The sequence below is a fragment of the Salinibacterium sp. PAMC 21357 genome (genome assembly GCF_000247645.1).
In the GTDB taxonomy this organism is placed as follows: Bacteria; Actinomycetota; Actinomycetes; order Actinomycetales; family Microbacteriaceae; genus Rhodoglobus.
On sequence record NZ_AHWA01000005.1, the window covers coordinates 210,992 to 228,786 of the forward strand.

22 protein-coding genes are annotated in these 17,795 nt (G+C 58.2%); 19 read left to right on the forward strand and 3 right to left on the reverse strand.

Going from position 1 to position 17,795, the window contains the following annotated elements:
* The first annotated feature begins 49 nt into the window (after positions 1-49).
* From ON14_RS11255 to dapF, 7 genes are all read left to right on the forward strand, one after another.
* Positions 50-358, forward strand: a complete 309-nt coding sequence (locus tag ON14_RS11255; RefSeq protein WP_010205199.1) for a helix-turn-helix domain-containing protein — start codon at positions 50-52, stop codon at positions 356-358.
* A 98-nt stretch (positions 359-456) separates the two neighbouring features.
* Positions 457-684: a DUF3046 domain-containing protein gene (locus ON14_RS11260; protein ID WP_010205200.1), complete on the forward strand. Its 228-nt coding sequence runs from the start codon at positions 457-459 to the stop codon at positions 682-684.
* A gap of 240 nt (positions 685-924) precedes the next feature.
* A complete protein-coding gene (gene recA, locus ON14_RS11265) occupies positions 925-2,085 on the forward strand; it encodes a recombinase RecA (protein ID WP_010205201.1) in 1,161 nt (386 codons plus the stop codon).
* An 8-nt stretch (positions 2,086-2,093) separates the two neighbouring features.
* Positions 2,094-3,038 carry a regulatory protein RecX gene (locus tag ON14_RS11270; RefSeq protein ID WP_010205202.1) on the forward strand — a complete coding sequence of 315 codons (945 nt, stop codon included), beginning with the start codon at positions 2,094-2,096 and terminating at the stop codon, positions 3,036-3,038.
* A gap of 44 nt (positions 3,039-3,082) precedes the next feature.
* Positions 3,083-4,618: a tRNA (N6-isopentenyl adenosine(37)-C2)-methylthiotransferase MiaB gene (gene miaB, locus ON14_RS11275; RefSeq protein ID WP_010205203.1), complete on the forward strand. Its 1,536-nt coding sequence runs from the start codon at positions 3,083-3,085 to the stop codon at positions 4,616-4,618.
* 81 nt (positions 4,619-4,699) lie between these two features.
* A complete protein-coding gene (gene miaA / locus ON14_RS11280) occupies positions 4,700-5,659 on the forward strand; it encodes a tRNA (adenosine(37)-N6)-dimethylallyltransferase MiaA (RefSeq protein ID WP_010205204.1) in 960 nt (319 codons plus the stop codon).
* Positions 5,646-6,524 carry a diaminopimelate epimerase gene (gene dapF, locus ON14_RS11285; protein WP_010205205.1) on the forward strand — a complete coding sequence of 293 codons (879 nt, stop codon included), beginning with the start codon at positions 5,646-5,648 and terminating at the stop codon, positions 6,522-6,524. Before miaA ends, dapF begins: the two co-directional genes overlap by 14 nt.
* A 7-nt stretch (positions 6,525-6,531) precedes the next feature.
* Here dapF and ON14_RS11290 read toward each other — a convergent pair whose 3' ends face one another.
* Positions 6,532-7,155, reverse strand: coding sequence for a class I SAM-dependent methyltransferase (locus ON14_RS11290; protein ID WP_010205206.1), 624 nt, complete (start codon positions 7,153-7,155; stop codon positions 6,532-6,534).
* Between the two features lie 41 nt (positions 7,156-7,196).
* On the opposite strand from ON14_RS11290, the gene hflX reads away from it, so the two are divergent.
* On the forward strand, positions 7,197-8,744 hold the full coding sequence (hflX, locus tag ON14_RS11295) for a GTPase HflX (RefSeq protein ID WP_010205207.1): 1,548 nt from the start codon (positions 7,197-7,199) through the stop codon (positions 8,742-8,744).
* Positions 8,745-8,863: 119 nt separating this feature from the next.
* On the opposite strand, the gene lexA is transcribed toward hflX, so the two are convergent.
* Complete coding sequence (gene lexA / locus ON14_RS11300; protein WP_050993061.1) at positions 8,864-9,541, reverse strand: transcriptional repressor LexA; 678 nt, start codon at positions 9,539-9,541, stop codon at positions 8,864-8,866.
* 242 nt (positions 9,542-9,783) lie between these two features.
* Here lexA and ON14_RS11305 point away from each other — a divergent pair, with 242 nt between their 5' ends.
* From ON14_RS11305 to ON14_RS11330, 6 genes are all read left to right on the forward strand, one after another.
* Positions 9,784-10,146: a LysM peptidoglycan-binding domain-containing protein gene (locus tag ON14_RS11305; protein WP_010205209.1), complete on the forward strand. Its 363-nt coding sequence runs from the start codon at positions 9,784-9,786 to the stop codon at positions 10,144-10,146.
* A 24-nt stretch (positions 10,147-10,170) separates the two neighbouring features.
* The gene (locus ON14_RS11310) at positions 10,171-11,256 is read left to right on the forward strand and encodes a histidinol-phosphate transaminase (protein ID WP_010205210.1); all 1,086 of its coding nucleotides are present in this window, start codon (positions 10,171-10,173) and stop codon (positions 11,254-11,256) included.
* Positions 11,256-11,861: an imidazoleglycerol-phosphate dehydratase HisB gene (gene hisB, locus ON14_RS11315; RefSeq protein ID WP_010205211.1), complete on the forward strand. Its 606-nt coding sequence runs from the start codon at positions 11,256-11,258 to the stop codon at positions 11,859-11,861. Before ON14_RS11310 ends, hisB begins: the two co-directional genes overlap by 1 nt.
* Positions 11,861-12,493, forward strand: coding sequence for an imidazole glycerol phosphate synthase subunit HisH (gene hisH / locus ON14_RS11320; protein ID WP_010205212.1), 633 nt, complete (start codon positions 11,861-11,863; stop codon positions 12,491-12,493). Before hisB ends, hisH begins: the two co-directional genes overlap by 1 nt.
* Before the next feature lie 79 nt (positions 12,494-12,572).
* Complete coding sequence (priA, locus tag ON14_RS11325) at positions 12,573-13,322, forward strand: bifunctional 1-(5-phosphoribosyl)-5-((5-phosphoribosylamino)methylideneamino)imidazole-4-carboxamide isomerase/phosphoribosylanthranilate isomerase PriA (RefSeq protein ID WP_010205213.1); 750 nt, start codon at positions 12,573-12,575, stop codon at positions 13,320-13,322.
* Between the two features lie 25 nt (positions 13,323-13,347).
* Positions 13,348-14,118 carry an SseB family protein gene (locus ON14_RS11330; protein ID WP_010205214.1) on the forward strand — a complete coding sequence of 257 codons (771 nt, stop codon included), beginning with the start codon at positions 13,348-13,350 and terminating at the stop codon, positions 14,116-14,118.
* Between the two features lie 58 nt (positions 14,119-14,176).
* Here ON14_RS11330 and ON14_RS11335 read toward each other — a convergent pair whose 3' ends face one another.
* Positions 14,177-14,527 carry a DUF1844 domain-containing protein gene (locus ON14_RS11335; RefSeq protein ID WP_010205215.1) on the reverse strand — a complete coding sequence of 117 codons (351 nt, stop codon included), beginning with the start codon at positions 14,525-14,527 and terminating at the stop codon, positions 14,177-14,179.
* Positions 14,528-14,851: 324 nt separating this feature from the next.
* Here ON14_RS11335 and infC point away from each other — a divergent pair, with 324 nt between their 5' ends.
* From infC to ON14_RS11360, 5 genes are all read left to right on the forward strand, one after another.
* Positions 14,852-15,454, forward strand: coding sequence for a translation initiation factor IF-3 (infC, locus tag ON14_RS11340; protein WP_081503561.1), 603 nt, complete (start codon positions 14,852-14,854; stop codon positions 15,452-15,454).
* Positions 15,447-15,641: a 50S ribosomal protein L35 gene (rpmI, locus tag ON14_RS11345; protein ID WP_010205217.1), complete on the forward strand. Its 195-nt coding sequence runs from the start codon at positions 15,447-15,449 to the stop codon at positions 15,639-15,641. The genes infC and rpmI overlap by 8 nt, the downstream gene beginning before the upstream one ends.
* An 18-nt stretch (positions 15,642-15,659) precedes the next feature.
* The gene (gene rplT, locus ON14_RS11350; RefSeq protein ID WP_009771944.1) at positions 15,660-16,046 is read left to right on the forward strand and encodes a 50S ribosomal protein L20; all 387 of its coding nucleotides are present in this window, start codon (positions 15,660-15,662) and stop codon (positions 16,044-16,046) included.
* A gap of 104 nt (positions 16,047-16,150) precedes the next feature.
* A complete protein-coding gene (locus ON14_RS11355) occupies positions 16,151-16,954 on the forward strand; it encodes a TrmH family RNA methyltransferase (protein ID WP_026037692.1) in 804 nt (267 codons plus the stop codon).
* A 72-nt stretch (positions 16,955-17,026) separates the two neighbouring features.
* Positions 17,027-17,779, forward strand: a complete 753-nt coding sequence (locus ON14_RS11360; RefSeq protein WP_010205219.1) for an amino acid ABC transporter ATP-binding protein — start codon at positions 17,027-17,029, stop codon at positions 17,777-17,779.
* Positions 17,780-17,795: the final 16 nt, after the last annotated feature.

The window sequence follows — 17,795 nt, forward strand, 5'->3', positions numbered from 1 at the left end:
AGTTTCACCACGGTAAGCTTTTCTATCACTGAACATAAGGGAGGGTCCAATGGTTCTCGTTCGTCAAGAAATCGGTGACGTTCTCCGCGACGTACGCCTGCAAAAGGGACGCACCCTTCGTCAGGTCGCAAGCAAAGCAAGCGTTGCCCTCGGATACCTCAGTGAGGTTGAGCGTGGTCAAAAAGAGGCCAGCTCCGAAATTCTCGCTTCGGTAGCCGAAGCGCTCGATACCCCGATCTCCGTAATCATGCGTGAGGTTGGCGATCGCCTCGCCGTTATTGAAGGCGCAACGTCGATCCCCGATACGTTGCCCGATGAGCTCGTTGCCGAGTTCGATTCGAATTTGGTTTCGCGCTAAATATTCCACACCGGATGCCCCGCTCTTTCGTTGAGTGGGGCATTCGTGGGTTAAGGCGAGTGTTCGTGAGTAATGTAAAGCGAACGTAGGGTGGTCGAATGCGATTGAGCGAGTTTTGGACAGCGGTTGCCGATGAGTTCGGTGAACCATATGGCCGCGTTCTCGTCAACGACCAAGTTCTGGGCTCTGTTGGCGGCGTTACTGCGGCCCAGGCGCTTTCTCGCGGCGTTCCTGCCCGCCAAGTGTGGGCCGCGCTGTGCGATGCGATGGATGTTCCCGCTGACCGTCGGTACGGCGTCGGGCAACGCGAGCCCAAAAAGCAATAGCCCTGCCCCGCGTGGCGTGTTCGAACATGTATTCGATATTGTTAGTCTTCTCCCTAACACCCAATCGAATACAACTATTGGGCGCCGCTGTCACGTGAGTTTTCTGGAATGTCAGAGCCGACACGTAACGTGGCATTTAGCAACACAGCCTTTGTCGGGAGGTTGCGGGCCTTGCACTATCGGCCCGCACAATTCGCGACAGCCTATGGGCCGCAACCTACGACCAATGGAGAAAATATAATGCCATCAGCAGCAGACCGCGAGAAGTCCCTCGAGACAGCGCTCGCACAGATCGACCGTCAGTTCGGCAAAGGCTCAGTTATGCGCCTAGGCAGCGATGAGCGCGCTCCGGTCGAGGTCATCCCCACCGGGTCGATTGCGCTGGATGTCGCACTCGGCATAGGCGGGCTTCCCCGCGGTCGAATCGTCGAGATTTACGGTCCCGAGTCCTCAGGTAAGACCACTCTCACCTTGCATGCCATCGCCAACGCTCAGCGCAACGGTGGCATCGCCGCGTTCATCGATGCTGAGCACGCACTCGACCCCGAATATGCGGCCAAGTTGGGCGTCGACATCGACGCTTTGCTCGTTTCTCAACCCGATACGGGTGAGCAGGCGCTAGAAATCGCCGACATGTTGGTTCGAAGCGGATCCATCGACCTCATCGTTATTGACTCGGTCGCGGCACTTGTTCCGCGTGCAGAAATCGAAGGTGAGATGGGGGACACGCACGTTGGTCTTCAGGCTCGACTCATGTCTCAAGCGCTGCGTAAGCTCACCGGTGGCCTCAGCCAGACCAACACCACCATGATCTTCATCAACCAGTTGCGCGAAAAGATCGGTGTCTTCTTCGGCAGCCCAGAAACTACTGCTGGTGGTAAGGCGCTCAAGTTCTATGCCTCCGTTCGACTCGACATTCGTCGTATCGAAACGTTGAAAGATGGAACGGACGCTGTGGGTAACCGCACGCGAGTTAAAGTTGTCAAGAACAAAATGGCCCCGCCGTTCAAGCAGGCTGAGTTCGACATTCTCTATGGCATTGGAATCTCTCGCGAAGGTAGCCTCATCGATTTCGGGGTGGATCACGAGATCGTCCGCAAGTCGGGCGCGTGGTACACCTACGATGGCGACCAACTCGGCCAGGGTAAAGAAAAGTCTCGTGCGTTCCTGCTCCAAAATCCCGCCATCGCGCTTGAGATTGAGCAAAAAATTATGCGCAAGCTCGGTGTGGGTGCAGAAGCTAAGGCTGCAAATGCGAGCGAAGCTAAGGCCGTCGCAGATGCCGAAGCCAAGGCAGAGAAGGCCGCAAAAGTAGCAAAGGCTAGCGCGAAGGCAGACGGGCCAGTGCTGCCGGTCGCTGATAAAGCAGCAGCACCACTCAAAAAAGCAGTAGGCCAGTAGGTTCAACGATGACATCCTCCGACGACGAATACATCGCCCCCGTTATCAATTTATTTGGTAACCGCAGCGGTAACAAAAGTGCCGCCGCGACCGAGACAGGTTCGTCGTCGGAGGTTTCACCAACTTTCGCATCCCACCCCGAAGCAGAAGAAAACGACGGGTGGGCGAAAGCAAACGCTCCGATGACAGCCGACCCCAGACCGGCAGAAGATCTGAACGCCGGGTCCGGGGCAGACGCTGCCGCCGGCACCATTTCGCCGGTAGTTGCTCTTGCGTCAGTTCGAGCATTGCCGACAATGGCAGATTTCACCTCATCACACGACGACGATGGGTCGCACAATTCGGAGGTAGCGCAAACAAAATCTGCGCAAACGAAGCCTGCGCAAACGAAAGCCGCGCGCGCTGAACCGGAGGCAGAAGCGGCGCCTAGTCAATCCAAGGCAGAGCGACGCCAGGCGCGTGACGGCTTCTCAGAAATTAGTCGCGTCAGCATGCGGGCTCTCGCTCGTCGAGGCATGTCATCAGACGAAATGACTCAATTCTTAGGCACTCGAGAATTCGAATCAGAAGACATCGATGGCGAAATCGAACGGCTGGAAGGGTGTGGCCTTCTCGACGATGCGGCGCTGGCGGAGACGCTCACACGAACCCTGCGTGAGCGTAAAAAGCTCGGCGCCTCAGCTATCCGCGCCGAATTGCGCCGGCGCAAGATCGATCAAGAACACATTTCTGCGGTGCTCGACGACGATCGTGATGAAGAGCAAGAGCGAGCGACAGAGATCGCGCTCAAGCGCGCTCCTCAACTCCGCTCGCTCGACGGCGTCACAGCAAAACGACGCCTCACCGGCTTTCTCATGCGCAAGGGCTACTCGGGCTCCGTCGTATCCGCCGCGGTGGCCGCTGCTCTGGCGCCCGGATCCGGCAATTCCACCGGTGGTCCTGTCTTTCGCTAGAACGACGTAAAGCTAAGCCCCCTCAGAGGCTTAAGGTGGAAGACATGATTGACGAAAAACTGGCGAACCCGCGCAGCTACGAGGTGCGCACCTACGGGTGCCAGATGAATGTGCACGACTCCGAACGACTCAGCGGGTCCCTCGAAGCCGCCGGCTATATTCGCGCGACAGACAAGCAAGCAGACGTAGTAGTCATCAACACCTGCGCGGTTCGAGAGAACGCCGACAACAAGCTCTATGGCAACCTCGGCATGCTCGCCAGCGTCAAAAAAGAACACGAAGGCATGCAAATCGCCGTCGGAGGATGTCTCGCGCAAAAAGACAAGAACGTCATCCTTGAGAAGGCCCCCTGGGTAGACGTGGTTTTCGGAACCCACAACATGGGTTCGCTGCCGGCACTGCTCGAACGAGCTCGGCACAATGAAGAAGCACAACTCGAGATTCTCGAATCGCTCGAGGTCTTCCCGTCGACCCTGCCAACAAGACGAGAATCAACCCACAGCGCGTGGGTGTCAATCTCGGTCGGCTGCAACAACACCTGCACCTTCTGCATCGTTCCCGCGCTTCGCGGCAAAGAGAAAGACCGGCGCCCCGGCGACATCCTCGCTGAAGTGCAGGCCATCGTCGACGACGGAGCCATCGAAGTCACACTGCTCGGTCAGAACGTCAACTCCTATGGGGTTGAGTTCGGTGACCGTCAAGCTTTCAGCAAACTCCTTCGTGCAGTGGGGGCCATCGAGGGCCTCGAACGCGTGCGCTTCACTAGCCCGCATCCGGCAGCATTCACTGACGACGTCATCGATGCAATGGCCGAGACCCCCAACGTGATGCCGCAACTTCACATGCCGCTGCAATCAGGATCAGACAGCATCCTCAAGGCAATGCGTCGAAGCTACCGCTCCACCAAGTTCTTGGGCATTCTTGAGCGAGTTCGCGCACAAATGCCTCACGCGGCAATCACCACCGACATCATCGTGGGATTTCCGGGAGAGACCGAAGAAGACTTCCAAGAAACCATGCGCGTCGTTGAAGAGTCACGCTTCGCCTCCGCCTACACCTTCCAGTACTCGATTCGGCCCGGAACACCGGCGGCGACCATGGAAGAACAGATTCCCAAAGAAGTTGTTCAAGAACGATATGAACGACTCGCTGCGCTCCAAGACCGGCTCTCGCGAGAAGAGAACGACAAGCAAATTGGGCGCACCGTGCAAGTAATGGTGACCGCCACAGAAGGTCGTAAGCAAGCAGAAACTGCGCGACTTTCCGGCCGAGCCGAAGATTCACGACTCGTGCACTTCAATGTTCCCGAGGGAAGCGAAACCCCGCGCCCCGGAGACGTCGTCACGCTCACAATCACTGAAGCGGCAGCGTTCCACCTCGTGGCCGACACTGCTACCGGTGATGTGCTCGATATCCGTCGCACTCGTGCGGGAGATGCGTGGGATCGTGCTGAAGCTGAATCCTGCGGCGTACCAACCAGTGCAGACGCGAGCGCCACCGGCCCGCGCGTTTCGCTTGGACTCCCGACGATCCGCGTTTCTACGACGCCCATCTATGACCCCTCAGACTCTCTCCGCTAACCGGAAGCCCGCGCTGAATCGTCAGCGGCATCAGCGTCCTCTGCATACCCCGCTTGGTCGCAGTATCTCAAGGGACCCTCGGTGACCGTCGTGGAGCGAACGAGTTTTTCCGACCTTATAGTGGTTGTCGGTGCGACCGGCACAGGTAAGTCCGAACTGTCACTCGGCCTCGCGGAGGCCCTTGCTCAACGAGGCGCCTCGGCAGAGATCATCAACGCTGACGCTATGCAGCTCTACCGCGGTATGGATATCGGCACCGCGAAGCTGCCGCTCAAGGACCGTCGTGGAGTTCCGCATCACCTGCTCGATGTGCTCGAGCCCACAGACGAGGCTAGCGTTGCCCAATACCAAGAGGACGCTCGCCGCATCATCAGGCAAGTGCAGGCTGCGGGGCATGTGCCCATCTTGGTCGGAGGTTCGGGGCTCTATGTCTCCAGCGTCATCCACGACTTTCAGTTCCCTGCACGCGATCCGGCGGTGCGAGCCCAACTTGAGTCAGAGCTTGACGCTCTGGGCATCGGCATCCTTTTTCAACGTCTCAAAGAGCTGGATCCTGAGGCCGCTCAGTCGATCGGCGCCCGCAATGGGCGCAGAATTGTTCGTGCCCTTGAGGTGATCGAAATCACGGGGGAGCCATTCGGCGCTGGGCTTCCCGAAGAGAAAAAGTTATGGACGCCAGCTCACATCTTTGGAGTCGCGGCCCCGCGCGACGAGTTGGTTCCGCGGCTCAACAAGCGCGTTCAGCACATGTGGGACTCCGGGCTAGTCGACGAAGTGCGTGGGCTTCGCCCGCACGGATTCGGCGTCACTGCGGCGCGGGCGATTGGATACGCCCAAGCGATCGAACAACTCGACGGCAACCTCGCCGAAGCTGACGCCATAGAACAGACCGCGGCGCTCACCCGGCGCTACGCGCGCCGGCAAGTCGGTTGGTTTAGACGCTATGACCACTGTCATTGGCTTGAGTACGACGACCCGGCGCGCGCAGCGCGTGCCTTGGCGATCGTGATGGGAGAGAATGGAACACATGGCGACGCTTAACTTCACAAAAGGTCAGGGAACTGGCAACGACTTCGTGCTGTTCTCCGATCCCGACGGCGAACTTGACCTCACCCCGAAACAGGTAGCTGCGATCTGCGATCGTCGATTCGGGGTCGGCGCAGACGGAATCATTCGTGCAGTTCGTTCACGCAACCTCGACGCTGGTGCAGCGGCATTGGCCGAAGACGCTGATGCAGAGTGGTACATGGATTACCGCAATGCCGACGGAAGTATTGCCGAGATGTGTGGCAACGGCATCCGTGTATTTGCGCACTATCTCGCCGAAAACGGTCTCGTAGATTTCGAGCCAGGTGACACGCTGCCCATCGGCACGCGCAGCGGTGTGCGAGACGTGCAACGGAACATGGCTGGCTATCAAGCAGATATGGGGCGGTGGTCGCTCGATGGCGGTGAGCCCCTAGTTCGCGCTAAAGAGCTCGACGTCGCCCGTCCGGGCCTCGGCATTAACGTTGGCAACCCTCACGTTGTTGTTGCATTGGCTGAAGAGGCCGAGCTTGACCAAGTCGACCTCACTTACATTCCCGTCATTGACCCGCCTCCAGAAAACGGTGCGAACGTCGAATTTGTGGTGCCGGCCGAGCCAATGGTGAAAGATGGCGTCGGTTCGCTGCGCATGCGGGTGCACGAACGTGGAAGTGGCGAGACGCAGTCTTGTGGCACCGGTGCTGTCGCCGCAGCGTTGGCGATTCGGCACTATGCCGGGCCGAGCGCTCCCCACCAATGGCGTGTAACCGTGCCCGGTGGCACTGTGGTCGTGCGCATGTTCCCCACTGAAGACGGCGAACACGTCTCGCTCAGCGGGCCTGCAGAGCTCGTCTACACCGGCAGCCTCGAGCTCGCGTAACGCTGGTCTATGTCGCCGCGAGAGTGCGGCGGTGAGCCCGAAGCAAGCGGAACCCCTTGTGGGTTGCAGCGCGGCTGAAGGCGAAATCTTCAGGAAATGTCGATTCCATCCAGCGGTGCAGCGAGTCCGAACCCAAATTGCGTTGAATCACTAGCCACGCGTCGGCATCCATTTCGAGCCGCGGTAGCCACGTTTCGAGAATGTTGTGAAGTGCTTCTTTGCCGACACGGATGGGCGGATTCGACCAAATAGTCATAAACGTTATGTCTTCGGGAACATCCTGAGGCAGAACCGCGTTAATGTTGGGTATGGACAATTTCTTGGCGTTTGCGCGTACCAGATCCAGTGCGCGCTCGTTGACGTCCACCGCCCACACCGTTGCATGAGGTGACTCGAGGGCAAGGGTGAGCGCCATCGGACCCCAACCGCACCCGAGATCAAGCAGGTTTCCTCCCGGAGGAGGCGCTGGCACGTTCGACAAAAGAACTTGGGTTCCCACGTCGATGTGCGCGGGGCTGAAGATCCCATTTGACGTGACAAGTTCGCGCTCGATACCAGCAATGGTCGCGTGAATCGTCCGCAATTTGAGATCACTCTCGGGTGTTGACGAGAAGTAATGCTCGTTAGCCATGAACAGAACTTACCGAAAACTAGAGAAGTAGGGTTAACCCAATGACGCGAAACACGACAGAAACCAGTATCGAGGCCAACAATGGCGACGACGCCGAGCGTTCCGTCGACCGCGTGCTCGCTAGCGAGAGCTCCGACCATGTCGCGGTTACGCGCTTTAGCTCGGGCAATTCCGGTGCGCAAGCGCTCCAGTCGGATGCACACTACGAGTCAGACCGAGATGGTGACCAATTTGAGCGAGACGATCGGCGCGCTCTCAAAAGAGTTCAGGGGCTATCGACCGAGCTCGATGACGTCACCGAGGTCGAGTATCGACAGCTTCGAATTGAAAACGTCGTCCTAATCGGAATTTATGGCCAAGGCACGCTACGCGAGGCGGAGAACTCTCTGCGCGAGCTTTCCGCACTGGCTGAGACCGCGGGAGCAGTCGTACTTGACGGGCTCTTACAGAGCCGCTCACACCCCGATCCGAGTACATACTTCGGCAAGGGCAAGGCGATCGAATTGCGCGATGTCGTTGCGGCCACGGGCGCTGACACTGTGATTGCTGATACTGAGCTTGCGCCAAGCCAACGTCGCGCGCTCGAAGACGTTGTCGGGGTAAAGGTGATCGACCGCACCGCGGTGATTCTCGACATCTTTAGCCAGCACGCAACAAGCCGTGAGGGTAAAGCTCAAGTTGAGCTCGCCCAGATGGAATACTTGCTCCCACGATTGCGCGGTTGGGGCGAGTCGATGTCGCGGCAAGCTGGTGGCCAGGTTGGTGGTGCTGGAGCCGGTATGGGTAGCCGTGGCCCCGGTGAGACCAAGATTGAGCTTGATCGTCGTCGCATCCACACTCGGATGGCGCGGCTGCGCAAGCAGATCAAGGGTTTTGCCCCAGCGCGCGAGGCGAAGCGCGCGAACCGTGATCGCTTTGAAGTACCTAGCGTTGCCATCGCTGGTTATACAAACGCCGGTAAGTCGAGTCTGCTCAACCGCCTGACGCGTGCGGGGGTGCTGGTTGAAAACGCCCTGTTTGCGACTCTCGATGCCACTGTGCGGCGTTCGGCGACGGCCGACGGCCGGCTGTTCACCCTCAGCGATACTGTCGGGTTTGTGCGCAACCTGCCGCATCAGTTAGTTGAGGCATTCCGCTCGACGCTCGAGGAGATCGGCCAGTCCGATGTCATCGTGCACGTTGTGGATGCTTCGCATCCGGATCCTGGAGCTCAACTGGCAACCGTGCGCGATGTGATCGGCGAACTTGGTGCCCGTGATATCCCGGAGATCGTTGTGTTCAACAAGAGTGATCTTGCGGATGATGACCAGCGTGTCTTGATTCGTGGCCTTGAGCCGACCGGCATCTTCGTTTCAGCGCGCTCGGGTGAGGGGATTGACGAGCTTAATGCGCGAATTGCCGAACTCTTGCCGGCGCCAGAAGTCGAGGTCACTCTGCTTGTGCCCTACGACCGTGGCGAGATCATTTCGCGTCTGCACGTTCAGGGGCGAGTGCTTTCGACTGACTATCGCGAAGACGGCACTCTTGTCACTGCACTGGTGCATCCAGCTCGCTTGCCCGAAGTTGAAGAATTCGTCACGAAAGCTTAACTTTCGGCGAGATAGCTTCCTGCTTCGCGTTAAACGTGGGCAGGAGGCTATCTCGCGAGCCTCCGGACCGACGAATCGTTCGCCGCCGTGCGGGTAGTGCTTTAGAGGCGGGTAGTGCTTTAGAGAGCGCGCAGCACGGTGACGACTTTGCCTAGCACTGTGGCGTAGTCGCCAAGGATTGGCTCGAAGTTGGAGTTGCGGGGGAGTAGCCACGTGTGGCCGTCTCGCTGACGGAACACTTTGACTGTCGCTTCTTCGTCGAGCATCGCGGCAACAATGTCGCCATTCTCGGCGGTTGGTTGCTGTCGCACGACCACCCAGTCGCCGTCGCAGATCGCGGCGTCAATCATGGAATCGCCAACAACTTTGAGCATGAAGAGTTCTCCTTTGCCGACAAGCTGGCGGGGAAGAGGGAACACTTCTTCAATGTGCTGCTCAGCGGTAATGGGAATACCGGCGGCAATGCGGCCGACTAGAGGAACCATCGCGGCATCTCCCATTGACGGGCTCATTGTGCTCGACTCATCGGTGGCGCTCGGTACATCGATGAGCACCTCGATCGCGCGAGGTCGGTTGGGGTCACGACGAACGTAGCCGCTCAACTCAAGCTGGTTCAGCTGATGCGTGACGCTCGACAACGAAGACAACCCGACGGCATCCCCAATTTCGCGCATGCTCGGCGGATATCCCTGAGTGGCAACAGCCCGTTGGATCATTTCGAGGATTGCTAGCTGCTTAGCGCTCAGGCTGGTGCGCCGCCGCGTTCCACGCTCTGTGGCATCACCGTTCGGAGCTATTGAGTCAGTCACGATCCCTCGATTTCTGCCACGAACGATTCCAATGTCGGTGGCTCATTCGAAACTGTATCCGCACAAGAAGCCAAAAACAAACATTTGTTCGAGTGTCGTCGAGCAATGTCGGTGGCTTGTTCGAAGATTTACTTGAAATTAGAACAATTCGAATGTATGTTCGGAACACAGCTTCGCACCCGGCTCTCCCGGCCGAGAGTCGGGTGCGAGAACCCTTAGAGGAGAGAATGATGACAACTGCAGCGATTGCACCCAACGCGGTAGCCCGTGCTCGGCAGTCTGCACCGCGTCTTCGCCTCACTACGCGCGGTCGTGTCGTTCTCATGACGCTCGCCGCGCTGCCATTGGTTATTGCCGCTCTGTTGTTTTCGCTGAACAGCGGCGACGCGGCGGCAACGTCCGAGTCCAATGAGAGTGCGTTCGTTTACGTTGACGTCAATGCGGGCCAGTCGCTCTGGAACATCGCTGAGACGCACGCCCCTGGCCATGATCCGCGTGAAGTTGTCGCTCAGCTTATTGAGTTGAACCAATTGCCCTCGGCTGACGTGTTCGCCGGCCAAGAGCTTGCGATTCCCGCCAGTTTCTCCCGCTAACTTCACGTGATCTAGCATTGCGGAGTGACTTCGCTTTCAGATCTCCCCATCCGTGATGACCTTCGAGGGCTCAAGCCCTATGGTGCCCCGACAGACCCGGTAAGCATTCAACTTAACGTCAATGAAAACACGCATCCCATTCCGGAGGCTGTTGCTACCGACATCGTGATGGCATTGGCGAAAGCGGTGATGACCGCCAATCGCTACCCGGATCGCGAATTCACCGAGCTGCGTGAGGCCCTCGCGGCGTATCTCGGCCATGGGCTTACCGCCGAGAATATGTGGGCTGCCAATGGCTCCAACGAAGTTCTTCAGCAGACGTTGCAAGCATTCGGAGGGCCGGGGCGTCGCGTCTTAGGTTTCCCACCGACTTACTCGATGCACTCGATCATCGCTTCAGGAACCGGCACAGAATGGGTGACTGCCGCTCGCGATGCTGGGTACGATCTCACCGCCGAGACCGTTGTCTCGGCAATCGCTGAACACAACCCTGACGTGGTGTTCCTCTGTTCGCCGAATAACCCCACGGGAACGCCGGTCAGCAACGAGACAGTTGCTGCGGCCTATGACGCTACGGAGGGGATCGTTCTCGTCGACGAAGCGTATGCAGAATTCTCGGACCGCGAATCAGCTCTCACCTTGCTCGCTGGTCGACCTCGACTCATCGTTTCGCGAACAATGAGCAAGGCATTCGCTTTTGCGGGCGCCCGCGTGGGGTATTTAGCCGCCGACCCTGCCATCGCTGATGCGCTACGGCTTGTTCGGCTGCCGTACCACCTCTCAGCGCTTACCCAAGCGGCGGCAATTGCCGCGCTTGCGCACGCTCCCGAGATGCTCGCCATGGTCGACGAGATCAAGACCCAGCGTGATCGCATGAGTGCAGGTCTAGCAGCGTTGGGGTTCACTCCGGTGGCCAGCGAGTCAAACTTTGTGCTGTTCGGCAACGTTGCAGACCCTCAAACGCTCTTTCACAAGCTGCTGATTCAAGACATCTTGATTCGCGATGTTGGTATTCCTCACCACTTGCGGGTGACTGCGGGCACAGAGTCCGAGACCACGGCGTTCTTGGATGCGATGGCCGACCTCCAAGCGCTCGGTAGAGTTGAGTAATGACTTCACAGCGCACCGCGACGATCACGCGCGAGACCAGCGAGTCGAGCATCGAACTCTCGATCAACCTCGACGGCACCGGCACCTCATCCATTGAGACGAGCGTTCCGTTCTATGACCACATGCTGACGGCTTTTTCGAAGCACTCGTTGATCGATCTCACTGTGAAGGCTAGCGGTGACACGCACATCGACGTCCACCACACGGTAGAGGACATTGGCATTGCGTTGGGTCTCGCTATCAAGGAAGCGCTTGGCGACAAAGCCGGCATCTCGCGCTACGGCGATGCATTGGTACCGCTCGACGAAGCACTCGTCCGCGCTGTCGTTGATGTTTCTGGCCGCCCGTACCTTGTTCACTCTGGGGAGCCGGCCGGTTTCGAGATGCACCTCATCGGCGGACACTTTACTGGCTCTATGGTCCGTCACGTCTTTGAGGCCATCAGCTTCAACGCGGGCATTACCGTTCACGTCACTGTTTTGGGCGGAAGGGATCCGCATCACATCGCCGAAGCGGAGTTCAAAGCGTTCGCCCGGGCGATGCGCGGCGCGGTTGAGCCCGATGCTCGTGTCACCGGAATTCCTTCGACTAAAGGCGCGCTCTAGTGGTTGCGCCTTCGGTCGTCATTCTTGATTACGGTTCTGGCAACATTCACTCGGCGGCCAAAGCGCTTGAGGCGGCTGGCGCGAATGTTCGGTTGAGCGCTGATCGTTCGGTAGCAGAGGCTGCTGACGGCCTTCTCGTGCCTGGTGTGGGTGCCTTCGCTGCTGTCATCTCCGCGCTCGAGTCCGTGCGCGGTGGCGCGATCATCGAGAAAAGGCTCACAGGCAGCCGTCCTGTGTTGGGTATCTGTGTAGGGATGCAAGTGTTGTTTTCGTCGGGAGACGAGCACGGTATTGAGACGGCTGGGCTCGATGAGTGGCCGGGTGTTGTAGAAAAGTTACCCGCGCCGGTTCTTCCGCACATGGGGTGGAACACTGTCGAAACTCCAGAAGACACCACGCTTTTCGATTCGATCCGCAGTGAGCGTTTCTATTTTGTTCATTCTTACGCCGCCCAACAGTGGACTCTTGACGTTCAGCCCCCGTTTCCGCAGCCGAAACTCTCGTGGTCCGAACACGGTGGGCGCTTTCTCGCCGCTGTTGAGAATGGGCCGCTAACGGCCACCCAGTTTCATCCAGAAAAGTCTGGCGAGGCAGGAATTCAGCTTCTCCGTAACTGGTTGACGTCGCTGTGATTTTGCGACTCTGCGAGGTCGGCTAGTATCGGATGCTTGTGCGCGGCGTTCCGCGATCAGGTCTTCAGAGAGTAAATCTATGAGCGAATTTAACAAAACCCCCAGCCTCACGCTATTGCCAGCTGTTGATGTTGCTGACGGCAAGGCAGTCCGCCTCACTCAAGGTGAAGCGGGAACCGAGAAGAGCTACGGTGACCCGTGCGCTGCAGCCCATGACTGGGTTGATCAGGGCGCTGAGTGGATTCATCTGGTTGACCTCGATGCGGCCTTCGGCCGTGGCAACAACCAAGCGATGATCAAGAAGGTCATCAAGTCGACGCCTAAGCGCGTCAACATCGAACTTTCTGGCGGCATCCGCGACGACGAGTCGTTGAAGGCTGCTCTCGCAACCGGCGCCAAGCGCATCAACCTCGGCACGGCCGCACTCGAGAACCCCGAGTGGGCGGCGCACGTCATCGCTGAATACGGCGAGGCGATCGCTGTTGGTCTCGACGTGCGCGGTACTACTCTGGCTGCACGTGGCTGGACTCAAGAGGGCGGCGACCTGTGGACGGTCCTCGAGCGCCTTGAAGCTGCTGGCTGCTGCCGCTACGTGGTCACTGATGTGACTAAAGACGGCACGTTGCAAGGTCCAAACGTCGAGCTGCTTCGCCAGGTGATGGAGCGGACCCACCGTCCCGTCATCGCGTCCGGTGGGGTGTCGAGTCTTGATGACCTCATCGAGTTGCGTGAACTCGTGCCTCAGGGGCTCGAGGGTGCCATCATCGGTAAAGCTCTCTACGCCAAAGCCTTTACGCTCGCCGAGGCCCTCGACGTTTCGTCGCAGTAGTTAGTTTTCTGCGTTGGGTGCTGAAATGAATTCCACTGACTCGGCTGGCACTCCTTGGGAGGGTCGGTCATTCGATCCCAATCCGGCCCCCGATGATGACGGCACCGCTCCGCCAAAGTTGATGGCTACCATTACCCGTTTTCATCAAGGGGATGCCGCTGAGACCGACGTGATCGATGTCGTTCGGGAATCTCGCCTCCTTATCCCGTTGCTCGCTCGAGCGGGAGAGACGGCGACCAGCGATGCTGGCCTCACGATTGATAAGACTCAAGAGTTGTCAATTGTTACGGTGACGGGCCCGGACGGCCGTGCCGTGTTGCCGGTATTCAGTTCCGTCAGCGCCATGAGCAAGTGGAACCCAGAAGCCCGGCCAGTGCCAGCAGCTGGTACCCGCGTCGCGCTTGCGGCCGCGAGCGAAAATACTGACCTCGTGATCATTGACCCCCTCAGCGATAGTGAGTTCGTGATCCGCCGGCCGGCACTTTGGGCCATCGCGCAGTCGACAGCGTGGATTCCAAGCTATTTGCGCGTGGATGTTCGTGACGAGTTCGCAGCGTCGGCGGCAGATGTAGACGACGTTGCTGAGGTGCAACTGCTGCCGGGGGATCCCGGCGCACGGTTGCACGGGCCAGAGTTAGTGGTTCAGATCGCCATGCGCCCGGGGCTCGACCGTGGGGCTCTCGATGCCACCATGGATCGCCTCCGGGAGCGTTGGGCGTTATCTGAACTCATTGCACAATCAGTCGACTCCTTGGCCGTGCAAGTCGTCCGTGCGCCGAGCGCTGACGCTAGCTAATTATCTAGCCAACGCACGCCAAAGCACGCCAACGCACGGCACGCGAATCGCAGCGGGCTTAGTTGACGGGCCCGGTCCATTTTTCGCCCGGACCCTGTCCCGGTGCGTCCGGGAAGGTTGACGCTTCGCGGAACGCCAGCTGAAGTGAACGCAGTCCGTCTCGAAGCGGTCGTGCGTGATGGTTGCCAATCTCAGGGGCTGCCGCGGTGACAAAGCCAGCTAGAGCGTTGATGAGTTTTCGGGCTTCATCGAGGTCTTTTTCTGCTTCAGCGTCTGGGCCATCTGAAAGTCCTAGCTTTACTGCGGTGGCGCTGAGCATGTGCACGGCAACGGTATTAATTACCTCGACCGCCGGTACCTCAGAGATGTCTCGTGCTTCGTTGACGTCGTCATTGGTGAACTCGCTCATGATGTCCTTCGCTTATTGGGGTTAGCTCTGCTATCCTGATGCAGGCCCGGGGCTCGCCCCGGATACGAAAGTGGAGATTCTCCCACCTGTCAACCGCATACAAGGTTACCGGGTAGTTACACCCCGCATGGTTCGCTTGCGGTGCAGTACGTGTGATTAGTTCGCTGATCCTCGCGTTGTTCCGGATGTTTACCTGCAGCTTTAAAGGGTGATGCAGCATTAGCTGCGTGACGATCCTCTTTCGTGCCACGGCATCCGCCGAACTGCATTTTGTGAAACGTTCTGCGTTTTCGAAAAGCACCACGAACTGTAAGGAGAACACGCATCAGCGATCCCCGTACCAACGACCGAATCCGAGTCCCTGAGGTCCGTCTTGTCGGACCCGCCGGTGAACAAGTCGGTGTCGTCTCTATAGACGTCGCCCTCAAGCTCGCCCAAGAGGCAGATCTTGATTTGGTTGAGGTTGCTCCCAGCTCCAAGCCTCCCGTTGCCAAGATCATGGATTACGGCAAGTTTAAGTACGAAGAGGCGCAGAAGGCGAAAGAAGCTCGTCGTAACCAGACGAACACGATCCTCAAAGAGGTTCGTTTTCGTTTGAAGATCGACACGCACGACTACGAAACTAAGCGCAAGCGCGCCGAGGGATTCCTCGCGGGCGGCGACAAGGTCAAAGCAATGATCTTGTTCCGTGGTCGTGAGCAGTCGCGCCCCGATCAGGGTGTGCGTTTGCTTCAGAAGTTTGCCGAAGATGTCTCGGAGTTCGGTTCAATCGAATCAACCCCGACAATTGACGGTCGCAACATGGTCATGATTATTGGCCCACACAAGACCAAGGCGACAGCGAAGGCTGAAGCCGAGGCCCGCAAGGTTGCTAACAAGAAGCCTCGTGAGGCAGAAGTTCCAGAGAAAGAGGAGAAAGATGCCTAAGCAGAAGACGCACTCAGGCACCAAGAAGCGTTTCAAGATCACCGGTAGCGGCAAGGTCATGAAGCAGCAGGCTGGTATGCGACACAACCTCGAGGTTAAGAGCGGAAAGCGCAAGCGCTCGCTCAACCAGGATCAGGTTCTGGCCCCGCAGGACGCCAAGACCATCAAGAAGCTTCTCGGTAAGTAAGGGTTTAGGAAATACATCATGGCAAGAGTTAAGAGGGCGGTAAACGCTCACAAGAAGCGTCGGGTTATTCTCGAACGCGCAAAGGGTTACCGCGGACAGCGTTCGCGTCTCTACCGCAAGGCCAAGGAGCAGGTTACTCACTCGCTCGTCTACGCATACCGCGACCGTCGCGCCCGCAAGGGTGAGTTCCGTCGTCTGTGGATCCAGCGCATCAACGCTGCATCGCGTGCAAACGGTCTCACGTACAACCGTCTTATCCAGGGCTTGAACCTGGCTGGTGTGCAGGTCGACCGTCGTATCCTCGCTGACCTTGCGGTCACCGAGCCCGCTACGTTCGCGTCGTTGGTTGCAACCGCTAAGGCTGCACTTCCTGCTGACACTTCAGCACCGCGTTCGGCTGCGTAAGTAGTCGCACCACACATCGTGCAACGGCACGCTGTACTGTCCATTTTGGTCAGCACAGCGTGCCGTTTCTCGTTTCTGTGCCGGGGGAGTCTAGGGTTGGCGACGTGATTGATAACCCGCGCTCACCACGCGTAAGAGCTGTGGCCAAACTTGAAAAGAAGAGTGCCCGGGCTGAGACTGGCCTTTTCCTCTTAGAAGGGCCGCAGTCAGTTGCTGAAGCCCTCAACTATCGGCCCGAGCTCCTCGTTGAGCTTTATGCCACCCCCACTGCGCTTGAGCGTCACACTGAGCTCGCGCGGGCGGCAGAAGAAGCCGGCATTGAGATTGAGTTTGTCACTGAGCAAGTGATCGAGACGATGGCCGACACGGTAACTCCTCAGGGCGTTATTGCGGTCTGTCGCCAGTTTCCGACATCGGTAAAAGACATGCTTTCGGGTGGCCCTAAACTCATTGCGATCCTCGAAGAGGTTCGCGATCCTGGCAATGCGGGCACAATCATTCGTGCCGCGGATGCTGCTGGTGCCGATGGTGTCATTCTCACTGGTCGAAGCGTCGACCTTTACAATCCCAAGGTCGTGCGCGCCACTACCGGTTCACTCTTCCACCTCCCGGTCGCGGTAGGCGTAGAGCTGGAAGATGTTCTGGAACGAGTCAAGGGCGCTGACCTTCGCGTAATCGCCGCCGATGTCAAGGGTGGTGATTTGCTTGCTGCCCGCACAGAGGGAGTGCTCGATCATCCGACCGCTTGGTTGTTTGGTAACGAAGCTCGCGGTCTCACCGATGAGCACTACGCGCTGGCGGATTGGGTCATCTCGGTACCGATTTATGGCCACGCCGAGTCAATGAACTTGGCAACTGCCGCCTCGGTCTGCCTCTACGAAAGTGCATTTTCGCAACGTAGCCGCTGATCTGTGTCACGAGCGTGTTACATCTAGGCGTGCCGTTTGACCGTTCTTGCACGCGTGTGGTTGTCTTGCCATATGGCAGCACAGAGCGGTGAACCTCTGGTCGTAATTGACCATGTCAACAAACATTACGGTGAGCTGCACGTGCTCAAAGACATCTCAACCACGATTCATCGTGGCGAGGTGGTGGTCGTAATCGGGCCAAGTGGTTCCGGAAAGTCCACGTTGTGTCGTGCCATCAACCGTCTCGAAACTATCGATGACGGCACGATCACCATCGATGGCAAGTTGCTTCCCGAAGAGGGAGCAGGACTCGCCAAGTTGCGTGCAGACGTGGGCATGGTGTTCCAGTCGTTCAACCTCTTTGCCCACAAGACGATCCTTGAGAACGTCACGCTCGGCCCACGCCGCGTGCGCAAGCTCGGCAAGGCCGAGGCCGACAAGCACGCGATGGAGCTTCTCGATCGCGTGGGAATCGCCAATCAGGCATCCAAGATGCCCGCTCAACTTTCTGGTGGTCAGCAGCAACGTGTCGCAATCGCACGTTCGCTAGCGATGGACCCCAAGATCATTCTGCTGGACGAGCCAACCTCTGCTCTTGACCCCGAGATGATCAACGAGGTGCTCGATGTCATGGTGCAGCTCGCCAAGGATGGCATGACGATGCTCGTTGTGACTCACGAAATGGGCTTCGCGCGCAAGGCAGCTGACCGCGTTATTTTCATGGCGGATGGCGAAATTGTTGAAGAGGCAGAGCCTGAGCAGTTCTTCACGAACCCCCAATCTCCGAGGGCGCAAGACTTCCTCTCAAAAATCCTTACTCACTAAAACAGCGGGTAATTTC